The sequence below is a fragment of the Acidimicrobiia bacterium genome, from assembly GCA_040881685.1.
Classification (GTDB): Bacteria; Actinomycetota; Acidimicrobiia; order IMCC26256; family PALSA-555; genus SHVJ01.
Window position 1 is genome coordinate 106653 of record JBBECS010000017.1, and the last position, 20852, is coordinate 127504.

Below are 20852 nucleotides of genomic sequence, written 5' to 3' on the forward strand. Positions count from 1 at the left end.
CCACCGACCACCGCTGGCCGGGGTCGTTGCGACGCCTGTGCCAGCATCCTGCGCGTGACCGGGCCCTCGAAGCTGGAGGCGGCCCGCCGCTTCGGACTCCTGCTGCTGCTCGCGGTGGCGCTCCACGCCGCGGCCTTCGCGGTCGATCTCTTCAACCCCGACGAAGCCTTCCTCGGAACCCAGGGCCGCGTCATCCTCGACGGCGGGTCCGTCTACGACGACACCACTGACCGCAAGGCACCGATCGTGCCCTACCTCTATGCCGGCGCGTTCGAGGTGGGCGGTGACGGCACCGTCGAGGGTCCGCGCGTCTTGGCGATCCTCGCGCTCGCACTGACCGCGTTCCTGACCTACCTGGAGGGGCGCGCGCGCTGGGGCGAGCGGGCGGGGCGGGCTGCTGGCGTGCTCTGCCTGTTCGCGAGCGTCGCATTCCTTCCCGGCGACGCGCAGGCCGCCAACTTCGAGCTTTTCATGCTGCCGGCGACCGTGGCCGCAGTGATGCTCGCTCGGCGCGCGCGGTGGGTCGGATCGGGCGTCGCGGCCGCGCTCGCCGTGCTGGTGAAGCAGACCGGGGGGACGATCCTCCTCCCGATCGCGTATCTCGCGCTCCGCGATCGCGGGCGGCAACGGCTGCGCTCGGTCGCGCTCGTCGGCGCGGGGTTCGCGGTGCCGATCGCGATCACCGCGTTGCTCGTCGGCGTGGGCGAGTACCTGCGCTGGAACGTGCTCGGCAACGGAGACTTCGCGTCGCCGCCCCCGATCGGCGAGGCAGTCCAGGTCTTCTTCGAGCAGTGGGGGATCTGGATCGGCCTCAACGCGCCGATCGTGCTGCTGCTCGTGGTTGCGTGGCGGGACCACCGTCGCGAGCGCGAGGCGCCCAATCGGGACACCGACCTGTGGCTCTGGCTCCTCGCCGGCGTCATCAGCTTGTCGGTCGGGTGGCGCTTCTACGGCCACTACTTCCTCCAGCTCGCCCCGGCCGCGGCCCTGCTCATCGCGGGCGCACTCGCACGCCGGGCCACGGCGATCCGCGTCGCGGCGCTCGCCGCGACCGGCGCCATCGCGGTCGGCTGCGCGATCGTGGGCTTCGTTGCCGACCCCGCCGACCTCATCCGCCCCGAGATCTCCCGGGCCGCGGCGCGCGCGGTACGCGGCCATTCGGAGCCTGACGACCGTCTGCTCGTCTGGGGGCTCGCGCCGGAGGTGTATTGGGAAGCCGACCGCCTGCCCGCAACGCGCTTCGTGACCACGATGTCGTTCCTCGCCGGTGTCCAGCCGAGCCGCGATGACACCCGCGCGCGGCCGGAGCGGGCCAACCGTGAGAACTGGGACGACTTCGTCGCCGACTTCGACGCCCACCCGCCCCAGCTCGTGCTCGACACCGCGCCCGCCGACCTCAAGGACGCCGGGCTGGCCCCGATACGCCGGTATCCGAGCCTCGCGACCCGCATCGAAGCCGACTACTGCTTCCTCCTCGAGGTGCGCGGCATGCACCTCTACGAGCGCCGCGCGGGCGACGAGGCCCGGGGCGACGACGTGCCGGGCGGGACCGACGCGCTCATCGTTCCCCCCTGCTCGACCTGACCACGCCAGCCTGGGGACACGGATCAGGCGCCAGGTACGCTCCCCGTCCTATGGCGGACGACTGGCCGAAACAAGCCGCAGACACGATCGAACGTGTCGTCGGTGCGGTCCGTGACAAGACGGTCGTTCCGGCGCAGAAGGCCACCAAGGCCGTCGTCTACGGCCTGCTCGCCACCTTCTTCATCGGGACCGCGCTCACGCTCCTGGTGATCGGCGCGTTCCGCGGGCTCGTGATCCTCACCGGTGAGGTGTGGGGCGCCTACGGGATCTGCGGAGGAATCTTGGTGCTCGCCGGCGCGTTCTGCTGGTCGAGGCGCGCGCGCCCCTCCAAGGACGACGACGAGGACGAGGACGAATCGTGAGCGAGGACCGCAAGGTCGTGATCCTGGGGTCCGGTCCCGCCGGCCTCACCGCGGCGATCTACGCGGCCCGCGCGCTGCTCGAGCCGGTCGTCATCGAGGGCATCGAAGCCGGCGGGCAACTCATGCTCACCACCGACGTCGAGAACTATCCCGGCTTCCCCGACGGGGTCATGGGGCCCGATCTCATGACCAAGCTGCGCGAGCAGGCCGTGCGCTTCGGAGCCGAGTTCGTGACCGCCGACGCCGACCGGGTCGATCTCTCCGAACCGCCGTTCGGGGCCTGGGTCGGCTCCACCGAATACCGCGGCGACGCCGTCATCCTCTCTACGGGCGCGAGCGCACAGATGCTCGGCCTGGAGTCGGAGCAGCGCCTCCTCGCGAAGGGCGTATCCACGTGCGCGACGTGCGACGGGTTCTTCTTTCGGGGCAAGCCGATCGGTGTGGTCGGCGGCGGCGACTCGGCGGTCGAAGAGGCGCTGTTCCTCACCAAGTTCGCCACGAACGTGACCGTGATCCACCGGCGCGACGAGCTGCGGGCGTCGAAGATCATGGCCGAGCGCGCCTTCGCCAACGACAAGATCGACTTCAAGTGGAACTCCACCGTCGAAGAGGTGCTCGGCGACCAGCGCGTCGAGGGCGTCCGCCTCAGCGACACGGAGTCGGGCAAGGAGTCGCGCCTCGATCTCGACGGGCTGTTCGTGGCGATCGGCCACACCCCGAACACCGACCTCGTCAAGGGTCAGATCGACCTCGACGATGCGGGCTACGTGATCACGTCCCCCGACTCGACCGCCACATCGGTCGACGGCGTCTTCGCAGCCGGCGACGTCCAAGACCACGTGTTCCGTCAGGCCGTCACGGCCGCGGGGAGCGGCTGCATGGCCGCCATCGAGGCCGAGCGTTGGCTCGCAGCCCGAGAACACGGGTAACCGCAACTCCCGAAGAGCAGGAATCCCGAGAGCCGAGTCGGGGTTCGACCCGTCGGTACACTTCACCGCCCTGCCCCGAAAGGAAGCCCCGTGGGAGCCAACATCCAGACCCTCAGCGACGCCACGTTCGACGAGACCGTCGGCGCCGCCGAGAAGCCGGTCCTCGTGGACTTCTGGGCGGAGTGGTGCGGTCCATGCAAGATGATCGCCCCGGTGCTCGAGGAGATCGCCACGGAGCAGGGCGACAAGCTGAACATCGCCAAGCTCAACGTCGACGACAACCCGAGCACAGCGATGAAGTACAACGTGATGAGCATCCCCACCCTCCTGGTGTTCAAGGATGGCGAGCCCGTGAAGCGCCTCGTGGGCGCCAAGGGCAAGGGCCAGCTGCTCCAGGAGCTCGCCGAGTACGTGGGGTAACCCTTCCGGGTAAGGAGTCCCCATGCCCGCTGAGCTCCGGCACGCGAGCCGCGGCGAGGCGGTCCGAGACCTCCAAGCGCGGCTCGTCGCGCTCGGCCACGACATCGGACCGGACGATCCCGGCGACTTCGGCGACGGCACCGCGGCCGCGGTCCGCGCGTTCCAAGCGGCGCGGCGGCTGCGCGTCGATGGCATCGTCGGGCGCCAGACGTGGAACACGCTCGTCGAGAGTGGTTTCGCGCTCGGTGACCGCCTCCTCTACTTCCGCCGCCCGATGCTCCGCGGCGACGACGTGGCCGGGCTCCAACGCCGCCTGAACGCGCTCGGCTTCGACGCCAGCCGCGAGGACGGGATCCTCGGCGCCGAGACGTACGAAGCGCTCGTCGAGTTCCAGCGCGCGTCGGGCCTCCGGCCGGATGGCATCTGCGGGTCGACGACACTCGCGGCGCTCGAGCGGGTTGGCTCCTTCGCTGACGGCTCCGCCGCGTCGATCCGAGAGCGCGAGCGGCTCCTCGCCGGGCCGCGCCACCTGGCGGGGCGGCGGGTCTACGTGGCCGCGGCCCCTGGGTTGGGCGCGCTGGCCGAGCAGGTGGCGAAGACCCTCGTCGACGCCGGCGCCGACGCCGTGCTCGACTCCTCAGGGGAGGACGACGCGGTGATCGCCGACGAGGCGAACCGCTTCGGCGCCGACCTCTTCCTCACGCTGCGCACCGGTGACGCCTTGTGCCGTTGCGCCTACTTCTCCACCGGCGACTTCCGTTCCGAAGCCGGCTTCGCCATCGCCACCGCGATCCACGAGGCCCTCGCCCCGATCCTGCCCACCGATGCTGGCGTATGCGGCCGGGCCTACGGCGCGCTGCGCGAGACGCACATGACCGCGGTAGTCGTCGACGTGGTCCCCGACGACGATGTCGAGGCGATGCGCACCCTCGTGGCCCGAGCCGGTGACGTCGGCCGAGCCATCGTGCGCGGCATCCAACACGCCGTCGAGCACCCCGCCATCGACGACTGACGAAGTTCAGCGTTCGTCGCGCGGTCTGTTCACCGCCGGGACGACGGGGCGCCGTCCTCCATCCGTGCGGAACGCATGGCGCGTGACTCGCTCTCTATAGGTCGTGGTGGGCTGACCTGCCGACGTAGGCGCCGACGCCAAAGATGGCCGCCGCGGCGAGCGACACGCTCGCACCTAACGCGATCACGACGGCGAGTCCGTCGCGAAACGAGTCGGCACCTGAGGCGACGATGATCGTGGCAACCCATCCCAACCCGAAGGTCCAGATCCCCAACATCCGCAACCGAATCGCCCAAGCTTGGTCGTCCGCCATCTCCACCCCTCAGGTCGGCTCGTGTACGCGTGTCATCTTGCCCGGACTGACGTACAACGAGTGCAGACAGCAGTAGGAGGCTCCGATGCCCGCATCGACTGCGCAGCCCGCAACGCCAACGAGGCCCGCCGAATCATCGACGAAGTGACCGCCTAGTTACAGCTCGATCATGTAGCCGTCCGGATCTGCGACGTACGCGTACGGCACCCCGGGTTGATGCTCACCGCGCTCGACGAGCTGACCGCCCGCCGCCTCAACCTGGCGCACGGCGTCGTCCAGATCCTGGCCATCGGCACGACGAAATCCGAAGTGATCGACGCCACCCGACCCGATGCGCGGATCGTTCGGTTGCTCGTTCAAGGTGATGGAGTCCGCTGCGCCGGGTGTCCGCAAGAACACGAGGGACGGCCCGTCTCGAAACTGCTCCTCCATGCTGAACGCGTCCCGGTAGAAGCGCAGCGACCATTCCAGGTCGCCCACGATCAGGTGGACGTGCGTGAGCCCCTGCGTCCGAATCACGGGGACAAGTGTGCCTGCACGAAACTCGTCACGTCATAGGTCGGAGGGTCCGGCGCCTGATGCGCAGCCGGTCTCGCCGATCGGGCGAGACCTGGGGCGGAGCCCCGAGTGCCGCCGAAGGCGGCGGGAGCAGGGGCTTGCACGAAGTTCGGCGCTGGCTGCGTCAGCAGGTGACGGCGCCCTCCGGCCGTGGTGAGCGCGCGACGCGACGTGCGCGAAGCCGTCCGCTTGTGGAACGCGCGAGCTAACCAGCCTTGGACCGCGGCGCGGCGGCGCGCGCTTCGGTCATGCGGCGGTAGATGCGCTCGAGGTCGTCGAGGCCGGCGAAGTCGACGGTCATCGACCCCTTGCCCCCCTTGCCCATCTTGATCTTCACCCGCGTCTCGAGGAAGTCGGCCAGCAGCTCCTCGAGCTCGGCGAGGCCGGGTGGACGCATTCGTCCGGGGGCCGGCACCTTCTCGCCGTCGCCCGCGCCGTCGTTGCGCGCGCGCACGGCCTCCTCGACCGCGCGCACCGACAGATCTTCTTTGATGGCGCGTTTGGCGAGCGCCTCCTGGAACTTGCGGTCGGGCGTTCCGAGCAGGGCGCGGGCGTGCCCCATCGAGAGCTGCACCTCGCGCACCGCGCGCTGGATGGACGGCGGGAGCTGGAGCAGTCGCAGCGTGTTGGAGATCGCGGCGCGGCTCTTGCCGACGCGTGCAGCAACCTGCTCGTGGGTCAGCTTGAAGTCTTCGATCAGCTGTTGGTAGGCCGCGGCCTCTTCGAGCGGGTTGAGGTCTTCGCGTTGGACGTTCTCGACGAGGGCCTGCTCGAGCGCGGTGTCGTCCTCGGTCTCGCGCACGAGCGCGGGGATCGTCTGCAGTCCGACGCGGCGCGCGGCGCGCCAACGACGCTCGCCGGCGATGAGCTCGAAGCCGTCGCCTGCCGGGCGCACGAGCACGGGCTGGAGCAGTCCGACCTCGCGGATGGAGTCGGCGAGCGCGCCGATCGACTCCTCGTCGAAGACGTCGCGTGGCTGGTAGGGATTCGGGCGAATTGCCGCGATTGGGATTTCTCGGTACCCCGAGACGGCCTGGACCGGGTGGTCGGCCGTGCCCGGAGGGATGAGGGCGCCGAGGCCCCTACCCAGCCCGCTTGACCGCGCCACGGCTCACCTCTTTCGCCAAGTCGCGGTACGCCTTCGCGCCCCGCGATCCGCTGTCGAACACGATGATTGGCTGGCCGAACGACGGCGCCTCGGAGAGGCGCACCGTGCGGGGCACGACCGTTGCGTACACCTTGCCGCCGAAGTACTCGCGGACCTCGTTCACGACCTGGTCGGCGAGCTTGGTGCGCGCGTCGTACATCGTGAGGATGATCCCTCGCACGTCGAGCAGCGGGTTGAGGTTGGCCTGCACGAGAGACACGTTGCGGAGCAGCTGGCCGAGGCCTTCCAGCGCGTAGTACTCGCACTGGATCGGCACGATCACGTCGTCGGCGGCGGCGAGGCCGTTGACCGTGAGCAGACCGAGCGACGGCGGGCAGTCGATGAGGATGATGTCGTACTGATCCCGCACCGTCTCGAGTGCCTTGCGGAGCTTGAGCTCGCGGCTGATCTGGGGGACCAGCTCGATCTCGGCTCCGGCGAGGTCGATCGTCGCCGGGGCGACGAACAGGTTCTTGATGCTTGTGGCCTCGATCGCGTCCTCCATCGAGGTGTCGCCCAAGATCACGTCGTAGATCGAGCCCGAAACGTCGCGGGGGTTGAGCCCGAGTCCGGTCGTGGCGTTCCCCTGTGGGTCGAGGTCGACGACGAGGACCCGAAAGTCGAGCTCCGCAAGCGATGCACCGAGGTTCACCGCGGTCGTGGTCTTGCCGACGCCGCCCTTCTGATTGGCGATGGCGACGATGCGGGGCAGCTCCATCGGCTTGGGCGCCGCGATCGCTGCCGGCTCGGGCAATGTCTGCGGATCGAGGATCGGGCCGTCGGGCAGCCCGAGCGCCTCGTCGGTGTCGACGTCGATCTTCGTCTTGGCCACCACAGCCTCCGTGGATCGTGAGCCTCGACCTGAGGTTGAGGGGAGGAGGATACGTCGCCCGCGGGCGCTTGACCAGAGGTTGTGTCAGATTTCTTTTGGCTCTGCTTCGTGAGGTCTCGCGCTCGTTGGGCGGGGGTCTTTGGCTCCGGCCTGCGGCCCGTCACTCGCTGCGAGCGCCGGACCTCCGGCCTCCCTTGGGCGCCGGAGGCTCCGTTCCACGTGGAACATCGACGGGTGGGACGAACTCGGTGTCTGGCCGAGGACCTGCGTTCCACGTGGAACGTTTTGGGTGGGGAGCTACCAGAGGGGGCGTTTCCTGGGGATGCCTGGGCGTCTGGGCCACTTGTCCTTGGGCGGGGTAGTGAGGGTGAGGAGGGCGACGGTGGCTCCGGTGGCCTGGAGGATCCTGGGTGGGGTGAGGCCGAGCTGTGCTGCTGCTGCTTCGGGCCATCTCGTGGTGGGGGTGGTGTCGGGGGGTTCGCTGACGGCGAGTCGGCCGCCCTTCTTCAGGAAGCCGACCGCGCATTCGGCGGTGACGGCGGGGCGGCCGAAGCCTCGGGCGACGACGAGGTCAAAGGCGGCGCGGTGGCGGGGGTCCCGGGCGGCGTCTTCGGCGCGAGCGGTGACGATCTCGAGGCGGTCGGACAGGTTCAGCTCGGCGATCGCGTCGGTGAGGAACGCCGTACGGCGCTGGCGGCTGTCGAGCAGGGCGCCGGTCGACGCCGGCCACGCGAGGGCGAGCACGAGGCCGGGGATGCCGGCGCCGGTTCCGAGGTCGAGGAAGTGCGCGGGTGCTGGGCCGAGCGCCTCAACCATGGCTGCGGCGTGGTCGAGGTGGTCTTTGACAGGCCCTGGCCCGAGGAAGCCTTGGCCGCGCGCCTCCTCGAGCGCACGGACGAGTGCCGGCGGGTGGGCACCGTCAGACGCGGTGGATCACCACCCAGCGCCGGGGGTCTTCGCCCTCGGACGCCGTGGCCAGCCCGTCCAGCTCGGCGACCGCATCGTGCACCACCTTGCGGTCCGACGCGTTCATCGGCTCCAGCGCCTGGTCCTCACCCGATGCCAAGACCTGCTCGGCGAGCTCCCGGGCAAACTTCCCCAGGGCTTCCCGGCGCTTGGCCCGGTAGCCCCCGACATCCACGTTGATGCGGGCGCCGCGGCCCTCCGTCTGGCGCTGGACGGCCGTGCGGACCAACTCCTCGATGGCCTGGAGCGTCGCTCCCTTCGGCCCGAGCAACAGGCCCACGTCGTCTCCGGTCACGTCCACGAGCACACCGTCGTCCTCGATTCGCGCCTCGGTCGCGGCACCGACTTCAAAGGCGTCGACAATCCCCCGCGTGAACTCCTCGGCGGACGCTCGCTGCTCCTCCAAGGAGACCTCGTCCACTTCCTCGTCCATCGTTTCCTCTCCTCTCGCGCCGGCCGGGCGCTGCTCACGAGCCTGGTCACCGCTGCGGGCACCGCCGCGTCCTCGTCCACCTCGGCGTCGGCGCCTGGTCGCAGGACGGGCCGCGTCGCCATCATCGGTGGCGACTGCCGCCGGTGCCGTCGACGGCCGTCGCGGTCGTCGGGCCTCGCCCCGCCCTTGGTCCCGTCGGCTCGAGCGGCGGCGCCGCTCGCCCGGCTTCTCCCGGGAGACGGGCTTCACCCGGGCCCGGATGCGCGCCTCGCGCCGCCCGAGGAGCCCACCTCGGGGCTCCTCCATCACCTCGTACTCGACTTCGTCCTCGTCCACCCCGAGCTCGTCGAGGGCGCTGTCCAGCGCCTCAGCGACCGTCCGGCCAGTGGTCTCCACCCATTCCATCCTCTAGCGCTTGCGCTTTTTCTTGTTGCGCCGACGGGGTTGTGACGAGCGGCTGGCGCCCGAACCCCCGCCCTTCGCAGGGTCGGCTGGCGCCGCCCCTCGCGAACCACCGCCGTTGTCTTCTGGCGGGGGCGGCATGGCGAACAAGCCTCGAAGCCCCGAGCTCCGCTCTTGCGTGGTCGCGGTCACGCGCTCCGGTGCCGGCGCGGCTCGGTGCTCCTCTGCCGCTGCGGGTTCGGCTTCCGCGGCGGCCTCGATCGCCGTCGACGGTTCTGCCGACTTGCCGCCCCGCACGGTGCTCTTGGCGTCCAGGAGCTTGCCGCCGGGCGCATGCAACACCGACCCGTGCCGCCGGAAGATGACCTCCTGCTGGCCCAACCGCCAGAGGTTGCTGACGAAGAAGTACAGCACCAGCCCGGCTGGGAAGTTCAGCGAGATGAGCCCGAAGAACACCGGCAGCACCTTCATCACCACGCCCATCTGCTTGTTGGCGACGGGCGTGCGCTTCTGGGCTTGGCGGCTCTGCAGGAAGCCGGTGAGCATCACCAGCACGACGAGCAGGAAGTACGGCGAGGCGTCGAAGAACCCGCCGTGGGGGTCGGTAGCGGTGAGCTGCAAGTCGATGCCGAGGAACTTGAGGTGATGGATCAGCGGCTTGCCGATCTGGAGGCTCTCGCCAGGGAAGGTGTCCGCGATCTTGCGGGTCACTTCGACACCACAATTCTCGAACCCATGGCAGAGGTCGGCGTAGAGCTGCCCGAGTGAGCCCTTCGTGGGCACGTACTTCTGGGAGTTGCGGAGCACGTTGAAGAGCGAAATGAAGATCGGCATCTGCGCCAAGAGGGGCAGACAACCCGCGAGCGGGTTGATCTTGTTCTCCTGGTAGAACTTCATCATCTCTTCGTTGAGCTTCTGGCGGTCGTTCTTGTACTTCGCCTGCAGCTTCTTGATCTCCGGCTGGACCCGCTGCATCGCCATCATCGACTTGGCTTGCTTCGCGGTCAGCGGATACAGGATCAACATGATCGTGAAGGTGAGCAGGATGATGGCCACGCCCAGGTTGGGCACGACCGAGTAGAAGACGGCCAGGAGCCAGGCGATGGCTTCGTAGAGCCAGTCGAGCATCGGGGACCTCTCTCAGGCGGTCGGCGCCACGCGCGACCGAGGGGAACGTGTGTTCGATCTTGGGGGAACGGGGTCGACGCCGCCCGGATTCCACGGGTGACAGCGGCCCACGCGACGGGCGGCGAGCCAGGTGCCCCGGGCTGCGCCGTGGGTCTCGAGAGCCTCGAGGGCGTAGGCCGAGCACGAGGGGTGGAACCGGCACCGCGGCGGCAGCCGCGAGCTCAGCAACCGCCAGCCTCGCACCGGAAGCATCGCGAGACGCGCCGGGACCGTCGTCGAGCAGGTCATGCGCCTCGCACCTCGCGAACGAGGGCTCCGACCGCGTCGCTGAGCTCGCCGAACGGCATCCTCACGACTCGCGCATCCGCGCCGAAGAGGTACGACCCTGGCCCGAGCTGATCTCCGAGATCCCTGATCGCCGCGCGGAGACGACGTCGCGCGCGGTTTCGCGCCACCGCGCTCCCAGCGGCGCGACCGATCGCGAACGCGACGCGCGGTGAGCCGGCTTCCGGGTCGGGTACGTACCGGAGCGTGACGGGTCCCTGACGAGCTCGCCGAGCCCTGGAGAGGGCCGCGAAGGTTGCACGGTCGCGAACGGGCCAGATCAGGCTGACAGTCGCTTACGACCGCGGCTGCGTCGCGACCGGATGACCGCGCGTCCGCCCTTCGAGCGCATGCGGCCGCGGAACCCATGCTTCTTCTTCCGCTTCCGATTGTTGGGCTGGAACGTGCGCTTCACGCTTGCCTCCTCGGTCGGCGGACCCCGCGACCGAGGTGAGGGTGGGGGTGGCGCGCCGGTTGGGAGCGAGTCTACGAGTGCTCCGGACCTACTCGCAACGCGGGCCGCGCGCGCTCGAGGGTTCGCTCGCGCCGCGCGCCGCGCACACGGTCGCGCGTCCCTCTTGCACACACACACGCGCGGCGCTACGTTCCGCCGCGCACCGCACGAAACCGGCCCAGTGCGGCTCGCTTCCTCGCCGGGGCCTCCGGCCCCATCAGCCGGACAGCCCAGGGGGAGGCCCACGGTCGCCCCCGCAGTTCTCCACAACTGTGGACGTGCCTGTGGACAACTTTGACCCTGTCGCGGCGGCGGCTGACGACCTCGCCGAACGCATCTGGGAACAGGCCGCGCCCCAGCTCCGGGCCGAGCTCGCCGACGCCACCTGGCACGCCTGGTTCCAGGGTGTCCGGCCGCTGCGCTTCCAACACGACGTGCTGGTGCTCGGGGTCCCGAGCACCCTCGCGGCCGAGCGGATTCGCTCGGCCTACCACCCGATGCTCGACGACGCGCTCCGTGGAGCGACCGGCCGAGACGTCGCGGTCGAGTTCCTCGTCGACACCGATGCTCGCAACGACGACCCCGTGCGGGCCGCGGGCCCCCTCGTGGTCGCGGAGCCGGCCGCCGAGACTGCCGTCGCCCCCACGTCGTCGAGTGAGTCCACCTGGGCGTCGGGCACGCTAAATCCGCGGTACACGTTCGACCAGTTCGTCATCGGCGCGTCGAACCGGTTCGCCCACGCGGCCGCCCTCTCCGTGGCCGAAGCACCGTCACAGGCCTACAACCCGCTGTTCATCTACGGGCCGGCCGGACTCGGCAAGACCCATCTGCTCCAGGCGATCGGGCACCACGTGCGCAGCCTTTATTCGAAGAAGCGTGTTCGCTACGTGTCGACCGAGTCCTTCATGAATGACTTCGTGGAGGCAATCCGCGAGCGTACCCGGATGCCCGTCTTCAAGCGCCGCTATCGCGATCTCGACGTGCTCCTCATCGACGACATCCAGTTTCTCGAGCGCACCCAGGAGCTCCAGGAGGAGTTCTTCCACACGTTCAACCAGCTCCACAACGAGGGTGGCCAGATCGTCATCTCGTCGGACCGCTCACCCAAGTCGATCGCCACGCTCGAGGACCGCCTCCGCACGAGGTTCGAGTGGGGCCTCATCACCGACGTACAGCCCCCGGAGTTCGAGACCCGCCTCGCGATCCTGCGCAAGAAGGCGGGCTCGGAGAAGCTCGATGGAATCCCGGACGAGGTGCTGGGCTTCATCGCGAGCAACGTGCGCGACAACATCCGCGAGTTGGAGGGCGCCCTCATCCGGGTCGCCGCCTACTCAAGCCTGAACCGAGCCGCGCTCTCCGAGGAGGTGGCCCGGACCGTGCTCGCCGACCTCCTGCCCGCGACGAAGCCCCGGGCCATCACCGCCGACCTGATTCTCGAAGAGACCGCCAAGATGTTCGGCTTCACCGTCGATGAGCTCTGCGGCAAGAGCCGCCGCCGGCCCCTCGTCACCGCCCGCCAGATCAGCATGTACGTCATGCGGGAGGTCACCGACTTCAGCTATCCGCGCATCGCCGAGGCCTTCGGCGGCCGCGACCACACCACGGTGATGTACGCAGTCGACAAGATTCGTGGCCAGATGACCGAGCGCCACGTGACGTTTGAGCAGGTCAGCGACCTCATTGGCCGGGTTCGGCTCGGGAGCAGTGGATAACGCTGTGGAGGACTGGGGAAAGATCCGGGCTTTGGTGCACGACGGGTGCGGACCTCTCTCACCGCCCCATGCGCTGGGGATGGCGGGGGATTTCCTGGGGACAACGATCGAGCCTTTCACCTGCGAAAACGGTCACTGATCCACAATCCACAGGCTCTACTACTGCTACAACCAAAGATCTCTTTAGTAAGAGAAGGCGAACGGGAGAACTTGGACGTGAAGTTCGTGTGCGAGCGGGACACGCTCGAGAAGGCTGTGAGCACGGCCTACCGAGCCGTGGCTTCTCGTGCTGGCGCGTTGCCCGTACTCTCCGGGCTCCAGGCGAGCTTGAGTCCGGGCAGCGTGGAGTTCACGGGTTCTGATCTCGAGCTCACGATCCGGTCGCGAGTCGATGCGGAGGTCGAGGGCCAAGGGAAGGCCGTCCTGGTGGCCCGGCTCCTCGTCGACACGTTGGCCAAGCTCCCAAGTGGTACCCGGGTCCAGGTCGAGATCGGAGACGACCAGGCGAAGATCGAAGCCGGCCGGTTCCGGTCGGAGCTTCGCACGCTGGCCGCGAGTGACTTCCCGCGGCTGCCCGAGCCGGAGGGTGACGCCGTCAAAGTCGCCGGCGCGCCGCTCTCGGAAGGGCTCCGTCAGGTAGTTCCCGCGGCGTCTCGTGACGACGCCCGCCCGATCCTCACCGGCGTGCTCGTAGCGTCCACGGCTGAGGGCGTACGGCTTGTCGCCACCGACTCCTACCGGCTCGCGGTACGTGACCTTGCCGGCATCTCGCTGCTGCCGGAGGGCCAGAAGGTGCTCGTCGGGGCCAAGGGCCTCGGCGAGCTCCAACGGCTCCTCGGTGACGAGGACGTCGAAGTGTTCCTCGGCGAGCGTTACGTGTCGTTTCGTCTCGCGCACACCGAAGTATCAGCGCGGCTCATCGAGGGCGACTTCCCGAACTACCAGCAGCTGATCCCGAGCGGCTACCCGAACCGGCTTACGGTCGAGCGCGACGCGCTCGTGAGCGCGGTTGAGCGGGTGAGCCTCGTCGGCGGCACCAACCGCGACTCCGCGCCGATCCGACTCGCGATGTCAGCCGACGGGCTCGAGCTCTCGGCGACCGCCCAAGATGTCGGCCAGTCCTACGAGCCGGTCGAGGCCAAGTACGAGGGCACCGACCTCACGGTCGCGTTCAATGCCCGTTTCCTGCTCGACGGCGTCGAGGCAGCCGCGGCGTCGGAGATCACGATCGAGTCGACCGATCCGCTCAAGCCGGCGGTCCTGCGCGGCGGTGACAGCGACTTCTTGTACTTGTTGATGCCCGTGCGCATCGCCTGACGGCGTCGGCCGTGCGCATCGCCGCGCTGTCCCTCCTCGACTTTCGCTGTTACGAAGCTGCTGAACTCGACCTCCCGGCCGGGGTCACCGCGGTCGTAGGTGGCAACGGCGCGGGCAAGACCAGCCTGTTGGAAGCCGTGGGGTGGGCCGCCCTGGGCAAGTCGTTCCGGGGTGTGGCCGACGCCGCGCTCGTGCGCGCGGGCACGGAGCAGGCTGTGCTGCGGGTGCAGGTGACGTCGGACGACGGCGAGCGGAAGCGTTCTGTCGAGGCCGAGGTGCGGGCGGTGGGCCGCAACCGCATCCTGGTGGATCATCACCCGAGCACCCGTACCCGTGACCTGCTCGAATGCCTGCGCGTCACCGTGTTCGCGCCAGACGATCTCGCGCTCGTGAAGAGCGGCCCGGCCGGGCGTCGCGCGTACCTCGATGACCTGCTCGTCGCGACCGGGCCGAGGTACCAGGCGACCCGCACCGACTACGAGAAGGTCCTGCGCCATCGGAACGCGCTGCTCAAGGGCGGCGTGCGCGGCACAGAGGCAACCGCCACCCTCGAGGTGTTCGACGAGCGGCTCGCGACCGCAGGGGCTGAGCTCGTGACCGGTCGGCTCAAGCTCGTGGACCAGCTCGGGCCGGCGCTCGAACGCGCGTATCGCGCGTTGGCGCCGACCACCACCGCCATCGGCGCGCGATACGAAGCCGAATGGGCCGACGGCGGATCCCCGGATCCCGGCGCGGTCGCCGACCTGCTGCGGGGAGCCCTGGTGGCGCGCCGGCGCCAGGAGCTCGACAGGGGGCTCACCCTCGTGGGCCCGCACCGTGACGAGTGGCGCCTCGACGTCGGGGGCTTCGACAGCCGCACGCAGGCCTCACAGGGCGAGCAGCGAACGCTGGCGCTCGCCTTGCGACTCGCGGGGCACCGCCTGGCCGCCGAGATCCTCGGCGAGCAGCCGGTGCTCCTCCTCGACGACGTGTTCAGTGAGCTCGACCCCGACCGCTCCGATGCCCTGGTCGACGAGCTGCCGGTAGGCCAGACGATCGTGACCACCGCGGGTGCCCTGCCGGCTGGCGTGCACCCGGAGCAACAGGTGCGCGTCGCCGACGGAAAAATCGAGTCGACGTGAACGGGCCCCGCCGGACAGGCCGGCGCCGCACGACGGGCCCGGACGACGACCCGACGCCCGTCGGTGACGCGCTCGGATCGGTGAGCGCCGAGCTCGGGCTCCCCGACCCGGTCGCGATGGGCGCGCTCTCCGAGCGTTGGGCCGAAATCGTCGGCGCCACGGTGGCTCCCCACGCGCGCCTCCGAACGCTCCGCGGAGGCGTGTTGACGATCGCGGTCGACGCCGCGCCCTGGGCGACGGAGCTCCGCTACCTCGAAGACGTGCTGCGACGACGCGTCGAGGAGGTCACCGGTCGTGACGTCGTGCGTAGTGTCCGAGTGGTCGTCGACCCGCCGTCATGAGCACGCCCCAGGCCCCGTTGCGCGCGGTCGTCCGGGCGATCGTCTGATAGAGTGAGAGGTGCCGTTTCGGGCCTCTGACCTGCACTTTTGCCGGCAAAGACCCGGTCCGGCCCGGCCTTCCCCCAGACCGAGTCGAGCCCCCGAGGTGCGCGCGCGTTGAGCCCTGCGAAGTCCAGCGCGAAGTCGAAATCACGAACCGCCGAGACCCCACCGCGAGCCACGAAAGCGGCCAGCCGGACGACGAAATCGACCGCGCGCACCCCGGCGCGGGCCGTGGGCGGCGCAAAGTCGAAGTACACGGCGAAGGACATCACGGTTCTCAAGGGCCTCGAGCCGGTTCGCGAGCGCCCGGGCATGTACGTCGGCTCGACCGGGCCCTCAGGTCTGCACCACCTGGTCTACGAGGTCGTTGACAACTCGGTCGACGAGGCAATGGCGGGTGAGGCGACTCGCATCGACGTGACGTTGCTCCCTGACGGCGCCTGCAGCGTCACCGACAACGGCCGCGGGATCCCGGTGGACGCGCATTCCGAGAACAAGCGCAAGTCGGCGGCCGAGATCATCATGACCACGCTGCATGCGGGCGGGAAGTTCGGCGGCGACGGCTACAAGATCTCCGGCGGCCTGCACGGAGTCGGCGTGTCGGTGGTGAACGCACTGTCGAGCCGGCTGGAGCTCGAGATCCACCGTGACGGAGGCCGTTGGGTGCAGCACTACGCCAAAGGCGGTGTCCCCCAAGGCGCGCTCACGCGCGTCGGGCCCTCCAAGAAGCGCGGTACCACCGTCACCTTCTGGCCGGACCCCACCGTGTTCGAGGAGACCGAGTTCCGCGCCCAGACCCTCCTCGAACGGCTGCAAGAGATGGCGTTCCTGAACCGCGGACTCGAGATCCGCTTCCGCGATGAGCGAACGCAGCCCGCGCAGGAGCAGATCTTCAAGTACTCGGGCGGCATCGTCGACTTCGTGCGTCACCTTAACGAGACGAAGGAACCGCTGTTCAAGCGCGTGATCGATTTCGGCGAGACCGCGAAGGACTCCGAGGTCGAGATCGCGATGCAGTGGAACACGGGCTACTACGAGGGCATCCACTCGTTCGCGAACAACATCGCGACAACCGAAGGCGGCATGCACGAAGAGGGCTTCAAGAAGTCCATCACGAACGTGCTGAACCGCTACGCGAAGGGCAAGGGACTCGTCAAGGACAAGGACGAGAACCTCCAGGGCGAAGACATCCGCGAGGGTCTCACCGCCATCGTCTCCGTCAAGCTGCGCAACCCGCAGTTCGAGGGCCAGACCAAAGCCAAGCTCGGCAACACCGAGATGCGTTCCCTGGTGGAGAAGGCGACGAACGACAAGCTCGCCGAGTGGCTCGAGATGCACCCGTCGGAGGGCAAGGCAATCATCGGCAAGTCGCTCCAGGCGGCGCGCGCCCGCGTCGCGGCGCGCCAGGCGCGCGACCTCACCAGGCGCAAGTCGCTGCTCGACTCCGCCGCGATGCCGGGCAAGCTCGCTGACTGCTCGTCGAAGGACCCGGCCGAGTGCGAGCTGTTCATCGTCGAGGGTGACAGCGCGGGCGGAAGCGCCAAGCGCGCGCGCGATCCGCGCGTCCAGGCGATCCTCCCGATCCGCGGCAAGATCCTCAACGTCGAGCGAGCGCGCGTCGACCGGATGCTCAAGAACGAAGAGATCCAGTCGCTCATCCAGGCGATCGGCACCGGCATCGGCGAAGACTTCGACGGCAGCAGGCTCAACTACTACAAGATCATCCTCATGGCCGACGCCGACGTCGATGGCGCGCACATCCGCACGTTGCTGCTCACGTTCTTCCACCGCCAGATGCCCGAGCTCGTCAAGTACGGGTGCATCTACATCGCGCAGCCGCCGTTGTTCCGCGCCGACATCGGCAAGGAGCGCAACTACCTCAAGGACGACCTCACGTTGCGGAACTTCGAGTCCGAGCACGAGGGGTCGAAGATCGAGGTCAATCGGTTCAAGGGCCTCGGCGAAATGGACTGGCAGGAGCTCGGCCTCACCACGATGAGCGCGGCGACGCGATCGTTGCTGCGCATCTCGGTGCAAGACGCCGCGATCGCCGACGGCGTGTTCTCGCGCCTCATGGGCGACGACGTCGAGCACCGCAAGGCGTTCATCCAGGAGAACGCCAAAGACGTTCGCTTCATCGACGCGTAGAGGAGCTGATCAGCAATGCCCGATGACGCGGTGCAAGAGAGCCTTGGCGACATCGAGCTCGTCGAGATCCGCGAGGAAGTCGAGCGCTCCTTCCTCGACTACGCGATGTCGGTCATCACCGCTCGAGCGCTGCCCGACGCACGCGACGGCCTCAAGCCCGTGCACCGTCGGATCCTCTACGGCATGTTCAGCCAAGGTCTTCGCCCCGACCGCAAGCATCAAAAGTCGGCGCAGGCCGTCGGCGAGGTGATGGGCAAGTACCACCCGCACGCGGGCGAGGCGATCTACGACGCGCTGGCGCGCATGGCCCAAGACTTCTCGTTGCGGTACCCGCTGATCGACGGGCACGGGAACTTCGGTTCACCCGACCCGGCCGACCGACCCGCGGCCCAGCGCTACACCGAGGCGCGTCTCGCCCCGCTCGCGATGGAGCTGCTCGGCGAGATCGATGAGGAGACCGTCGAGTTCGAAGCGACGTACGACGGCCAGAACCAGGAGCCAGTGGTGCTGCCGGCGCGGTTCCCGAACCTGCTGGTGAACGGCGGCGGCGGCATCGCCGTCGGCATGGCCACCAACATCCCGCCGCACAACCTCAGCGAGATCATCGACGCCGCGGTGTACATGATCGACAACCCCGACGCCAAGGTCTCGGATCTCATGAAGATCGTGAAGGGCCCCGACTTCCCGACCGGAGCGCTCATCCTCGGCAAGGACGGGATCAAGGACGCGTATTCGAAAGGCCGGGGCTCGATCAAGATGCGCGCCGTCGCGGAGATCGACGAGGGCAAGCGCGGCGAGGCGCGCATCGTCGTCACCGAGGTGCCGTACCAGACTTCCGTCGAGGTGATCGGCCAGAAGATCGCCGAGCTCGTGAACGACCGAAAGATCGAGGGCGTTCGCGATGTGCGCAACGAGTCGGCCGGCGACACGCCGCGTCTCGTCGTGGAGCTGCGCCGCGACGCAAACGCCAACGTCGTGCTCAACCAGCTCTACAAGCACACGCCGATGCAGACGAACTTCCCCGTAAACATGCTTGCCCTGGTCGACGGCGTCCCGATGGTGCTCAGCCTCGACCGGGCGATCCTCGTGTACGTCGCCCACCAGATGGAGGTGGTGACTCGGCGTACCGAGTACCGCCTCAGGCGAGCGAAGGAGCGCGAGCACGTCGTCGAGGGCCTCGTGAAGGCGCTCGGCATGATCGACAAGATCATCGAGTTCATCAAGAAATCGGCCGATGTCGACGTCGCGCGCGCCGGCCTCATGAAGAAGCCGTTCGAGTTCACCGAGGTCCAGGCGAACTACATCCTCGACATGCAGCTGCGTCGCCTCACGCAGCTCGAGGGCCAGAAGCTGCGCGACGAGCTGGCCGAGCTGCAAGCCACGATCAAGGAGCTCGAGTCCATCCTCAAGAGCAAGCCGAAGCTGCGCAAGGTCATCAAGGACGAGCTGCTCGAGCTCAAGGCGCGCTACGGCGACGACCGGCGCACGCGCCTGACCGTCGACACCGGCGAGATCGACGTGCTGGATCTGATCCAGGACGAAGAGGTCGTCGTCGTCCTCACCAAGAAGGGCTACATCAAGTCGGTAGCCGCCGACACGTTCCGGCGCCAGAGCCGCGGCGGCAAGGGCGTGCGCGGCAGCCGGTCCAAGGACGACGACTACGTCGACAAGCTTCTCAACACAACGGCCCACTCGTACCTGCTGCTCTTCTCCAACCGGGGCAAGGTGTACCGACTCCGTGCGCACGAGATCCCGATGAAGGACCGCACCGCCCGCGGCACCGCGTTGGTGAACCTCATCACGTTGGCCCAGGACGAGAGCATCGAGGCGATCATCGACACGCGTACCTACGAGGAAGGCGCGTACCTGCTGTTCGCGACGAAGAACGGCGTCGTCAAGAAGACTCGGATGACCGAGTACGACACGTCGGTCCGCAGTGGTCTGATCGCGATCAACCTGGCCCGCAACGACGAGCTCGTACGTGTCGTGCAGACCACCGGCAAGAACGACATCGTGATGGCCACGCGCAACGGTCAGACCGTCCGTTTCAGCGAGAGCGGTGTGCGTGCCATGGGCCGCGCCGCCGCCGGCGTTCGGGGCATGCGGCTGCGGCCGAAGGATTCAGTGGTGGGCTGCGACGTGTACCGCCGGGGCGCGGTGATGCTGTTCGTGAGCTCGAGCGGTCACGGCAAGCGAACGAAGCTCGACCTGTTCCACAAGCAGGGTCGGGGCGGCCAGGGTGTACGGGGGATGAAGGTCACCGAGGCCCGCGGCGGTGTGGTCGGTGCGTTCACGGTGAGCGACGACGACGAGATTCTGGTGTTCTCCTCAGGTGGCAATATCATTCGGCTGCCCGTCATTGAGATCTCGGTCCAAGGCCGGGATGCCACCGGCGTGCGGGTCGCCCGCCTGGGCGAAGGCGAGACCATCGTTGCAGTCGCCCCGGTCCTCGAGGGCGACACCGGAGAGGACATCTGAGGAACTTGTCCACCCCCCCGGAAGATCTCACGTCGCCCTCGGCCCCCGACGGGGTTCGCATCGACGCGCCGCCGCCGCCCGGCTCCACCGCGCCGGTGTCGTCAGGGCCCGGCGGCCCGAGTGCACCGGCTCGTCGCGCTCGTCGCGGCGGCGACAGCGCGGGGCCGGCCACGGCGTCGGCGTCGGTTCCTGCGGCTCCGCGGCCCGCGCCAGCTGCTCCCGCACCACCCGCACCCGTGGCGGAGGCAGTACCCACGGAGCTCGATCTCGGGGGCGACGAGGATCTCGCGCCGGTTCGCTCCCGCCGGCGGAGCACGCGCTCGGCGACGACGTCGCGCCCGACGATGGCGCCGCGCACCGAGCGTCAGTACCGCCAAACGCTCGTGAAGGTCGACCTGTGGTCGGTGACCAAGCTGTCGTTGTGCTTCTACCTGAGCGCGATGTTCGTGACGCTCGTGGCCCTGATCTCGCTGTGGGTCATCGCCGATGCCGCAGGGATTGTCGGTGACATCGAGAAGTTCATCGGCGACTTGCTCTCCGCCAAGAAGGACTCGTTCCAGTTCTTGTCTGCGGAGGTGCTGCGCGGCACGATTCTCATCGGGCTCGTCGTGGTGATGATCCAGGTGATCGTCACCGTGGTCGCCGCGTCCTTCTACAACATCTTCGCCGAGCTCTTCGGTGGCATCGAGTTCACCGTGCGAGAAGAAGAGGCAACGCCGCGTCAGTAGGCGGTACCCTCATCGACCGTTTGGGGCTATAGCTCAGCCGGTTAGAGCGCATCCCTGATAAGGATGAGGTCGGTGGTTCGATTCCACCTAGCCCCACCACG

20 protein-coding genes, 1 tRNA gene and 1 pseudogene are annotated in these 20852 nt (G+C 68.5%); 13 read left to right on the forward strand and 9 right to left on the reverse strand.

The window, feature by feature from the left end; translation table 11 throughout:
- The first annotated feature begins 54 nt into the window (after nucleotides 1-54).
- The 5 genes from WEE69_05325 to WEE69_05345 all read left to right on the forward strand — a co-directional run bounded on the left by WEE69_05325 (nucleotide 55) and on the right by WEE69_05345 (nucleotide 4307).
- Nucleotides 55-1584 carry a glycosyltransferase family 39 protein gene (locus tag WEE69_05325; protein MEX1144708.1) on the forward strand — a complete coding sequence of 510 codons (1530 nt, stop codon included), beginning with the start codon at nucleotides 55-57 and terminating at the stop codon, nucleotides 1582-1584.
- 50 nt (nucleotides 1585-1634) lie between these two features.
- Nucleotides 1635-1946, forward strand: a complete 312-nt coding sequence (locus WEE69_05330) for a hypothetical protein (GenBank protein ID MEX1144709.1) — start codon at nucleotides 1635-1637, stop codon at nucleotides 1944-1946.
- Entirely contained in the window at nucleotides 1943-2875 is a 933-nt protein-coding gene (gene trxB / locus WEE69_05335) for a thioredoxin-disulfide reductase (GenBank protein MEX1144710.1), read from the forward strand. The genes WEE69_05330 and trxB overlap by 4 nt, the downstream gene beginning before the upstream one ends.
- A 90-nt stretch (nucleotides 2876-2965) precedes the next feature.
- Complete coding sequence (gene trxA, locus WEE69_05340) at nucleotides 2966-3295, forward strand: thioredoxin (GenBank protein MEX1144711.1); 330 nt, start codon at nucleotides 2966-2968, stop codon at nucleotides 3293-3295.
- 22 nt (nucleotides 3296-3317) lie between these two features.
- Nucleotides 3318-4307, forward strand: coding sequence for a peptidoglycan-binding protein (locus WEE69_05345; protein MEX1144712.1), 990 nt, complete (start codon nucleotides 3318-3320; stop codon nucleotides 4305-4307).
- 94 nt (nucleotides 4308-4401) lie between these two features.
- Here the strand turns inward: WEE69_05345 and WEE69_05350 are convergent, their stop codons facing one another.
- The 9 genes and pseudogenes from WEE69_05350 to rpmH form a co-directional block, all read right to left on the reverse strand.
- Entirely contained in the window at nucleotides 4402-4620 is a 219-nt protein-coding gene (locus tag WEE69_05350; GenBank protein MEX1144713.1) for a hypothetical protein, read from the reverse strand.
- Between the two features lie 156 nt (nucleotides 4621-4776).
- On the reverse strand, nucleotides 4777-5139 hold the full coding sequence (locus WEE69_05355; protein MEX1144714.1) for a VOC family protein: 363 nt from the start codon (nucleotides 5137-5139) through the stop codon (nucleotides 4777-4779).
- A gap of 244 nt (nucleotides 5140-5383) precedes the next feature.
- Nucleotides 5384-6286: a ParB/RepB/Spo0J family partition protein gene (locus tag WEE69_05360; GenBank protein ID MEX1144715.1), complete on the reverse strand. Its 903-nt coding sequence runs from the start codon at nucleotides 6284-6286 to the stop codon at nucleotides 5384-5386.
- Nucleotides 6261-7043: an AAA family ATPase gene (locus tag WEE69_05365; GenBank protein ID MEX1144716.1), complete on the reverse strand. Its 783-nt coding sequence runs from the start codon at nucleotides 7041-7043 to the stop codon at nucleotides 6261-6263. Before WEE69_05365 ends, WEE69_05360 begins: the two co-directional genes overlap by 26 nt.
- Nucleotides 7044-7454: 411 nt before the next feature.
- A pseudogene (locus WEE69_05370) lies at nucleotides 7455-7982 on the reverse strand (RsmG family class I SAM-dependent methyltransferase).
- A gap of 94 nt (nucleotides 7983-8076) precedes the next feature.
- The gene (gene jag, locus WEE69_05375; GenBank protein MEX1144717.1) at nucleotides 8077-8952 is read right to left on the reverse strand and encodes an RNA-binding cell elongation regulator Jag/EloR; all 876 of its coding nucleotides are present in this window, start codon (nucleotides 8950-8952) and stop codon (nucleotides 8077-8079) included.
- A gap of 12 nt (nucleotides 8953-8964) precedes the next feature.
- Entirely contained in the window at nucleotides 8965-10086 is a 1122-nt protein-coding gene (locus tag WEE69_05380; GenBank protein MEX1144718.1) for a YidC/Oxa1 family membrane protein insertase, read from the reverse strand.
- Nucleotides 10087-10098: 12 nt separating this feature from the next.
- Nucleotides 10099-10374: a membrane protein insertion efficiency factor YidD gene (gene yidD, locus WEE69_05385; GenBank protein ID MEX1144719.1), complete on the reverse strand. Its 276-nt coding sequence runs from the start codon at nucleotides 10372-10374 to the stop codon at nucleotides 10099-10101.
- Nucleotides 10375-10690: 316 nt separating this feature from the next.
- Nucleotides 10691-10825 carry a 50S ribosomal protein L34 gene (gene rpmH, locus WEE69_05390; protein MEX1144720.1) on the reverse strand — a complete coding sequence of 45 codons (135 nt, stop codon included), beginning with the start codon at nucleotides 10823-10825 and terminating at the stop codon, nucleotides 10691-10693.
- Between the two features lie 317 nt (nucleotides 10826-11142).
- Here rpmH and dnaA point away from each other — a divergent pair, with 317 nt between their 5' ends.
- The 8 genes from dnaA (at nucleotide 11143) to WEE69_05430 (ending at nucleotide 20850) form a co-directional block, all read left to right on the forward strand.
- Complete coding sequence (gene dnaA / locus WEE69_05395; protein MEX1144721.1) at nucleotides 11143-12576, forward strand: chromosomal replication initiator protein DnaA; 1434 nt, start codon at nucleotides 11143-11145, stop codon at nucleotides 12574-12576.
- Nucleotides 12577-12792: 216 nt separating this feature from the next.
- Nucleotides 12793-13893, forward strand: coding sequence for a DNA polymerase III subunit beta (dnaN, locus tag WEE69_05400; GenBank protein ID MEX1144722.1), 1101 nt, complete (start codon nucleotides 12793-12795; stop codon nucleotides 13891-13893).
- A gap of 11 nt (nucleotides 13894-13904) precedes the next feature.
- A complete protein-coding gene (locus tag WEE69_05405) occupies nucleotides 13905-15014 on the forward strand; it encodes a DNA replication/repair protein RecF (GenBank protein ID MEX1144723.1) in 1110 nt (369 codons plus the stop codon).
- The gene (locus WEE69_05410; protein ID MEX1144724.1) at nucleotides 15011-15355 is read left to right on the forward strand and encodes a DUF721 domain-containing protein; all 345 of its coding nucleotides are present in this window, start codon (nucleotides 15011-15013) and stop codon (nucleotides 15353-15355) included. The genes WEE69_05405 and WEE69_05410 overlap by 4 nt, the downstream gene beginning before the upstream one ends.
- A gap of 273 nt (nucleotides 15356-15628) precedes the next feature.
- Nucleotides 15629-17545, forward strand: coding sequence for a DNA topoisomerase (ATP-hydrolyzing) subunit B (gyrB, locus tag WEE69_05415; protein ID MEX1144725.1), 1917 nt, complete (start codon nucleotides 15629-15631; stop codon nucleotides 17543-17545).
- A 15-nt stretch (nucleotides 17546-17560) separates the two neighbouring features.
- The gene (gene gyrA / locus WEE69_05420; GenBank protein MEX1144726.1) at nucleotides 17561-20023 is read left to right on the forward strand and encodes a DNA gyrase subunit A; all 2463 of its coding nucleotides are present in this window, start codon (nucleotides 17561-17563) and stop codon (nucleotides 20021-20023) included.
- Nucleotides 20024-20259: 236 nt separating this feature from the next.
- The gene (locus WEE69_05425; GenBank protein MEX1144727.1) at nucleotides 20260-20751 is read left to right on the forward strand and encodes a DUF3566 domain-containing protein; all 492 of its coding nucleotides are present in this window, start codon (nucleotides 20260-20262) and stop codon (nucleotides 20749-20751) included.
- 22 nt (nucleotides 20752-20773) lie between these two features.
- Nucleotides 20774-20850: transfer RNA gene (locus tag WEE69_05430), tRNA-Ile, on the forward strand.
- Nucleotides 20851-20852 lie beyond the last annotated feature (2 nt).

Bases quoted from the DNA above. Each gene is read 5' to 3' on its own strand.
- WEE69_05345 (MEX1144712.1), top strand. From the start codon at position 3,318: ATGCCCGCTGAGCTCCGGCACGCGAGCCGCGGCGAGGCGGTCCGAGAC.
- gyrA (MEX1144726.1), top strand. From the start codon at position 17,561: ATGCCCGATGACGCGGTGCAAGAGAGCCTTGGCGACATCGAGCTCGTC.
- WEE69_05365 (MEX1144716.1), bottom strand. From the start codon at position 7,043: ATGGAGCTGCCCCGCATCGTCGCCATCGCCAATCAGAAGGGCGGCGTC.
- WEE69_05350 (MEX1144713.1), bottom strand. From the start codon at position 4,620: ATGGCGGACGACCAAGCTTGGGCGATTCGGTTGCGGATGTTGGGGATC.
- yidD (MEX1144719.1), bottom strand. From the start codon at position 10,374: ATGACCTGCTCGACGACGGTCCCGGCGCGTCTCGCGATGCTTCCGGTG.
- WEE69_05380 (MEX1144718.1), bottom strand. From the start codon at position 10,086: ATGCTCGACTGGCTCTACGAAGCCATCGCCTGGCTCCTGGCCGTCTTC.
- WEE69_05330 (MEX1144709.1), top strand. From the start codon at position 1,635: ATGGCGGACGACTGGCCGAAACAAGCCGCAGACACGATCGAACGTGTC.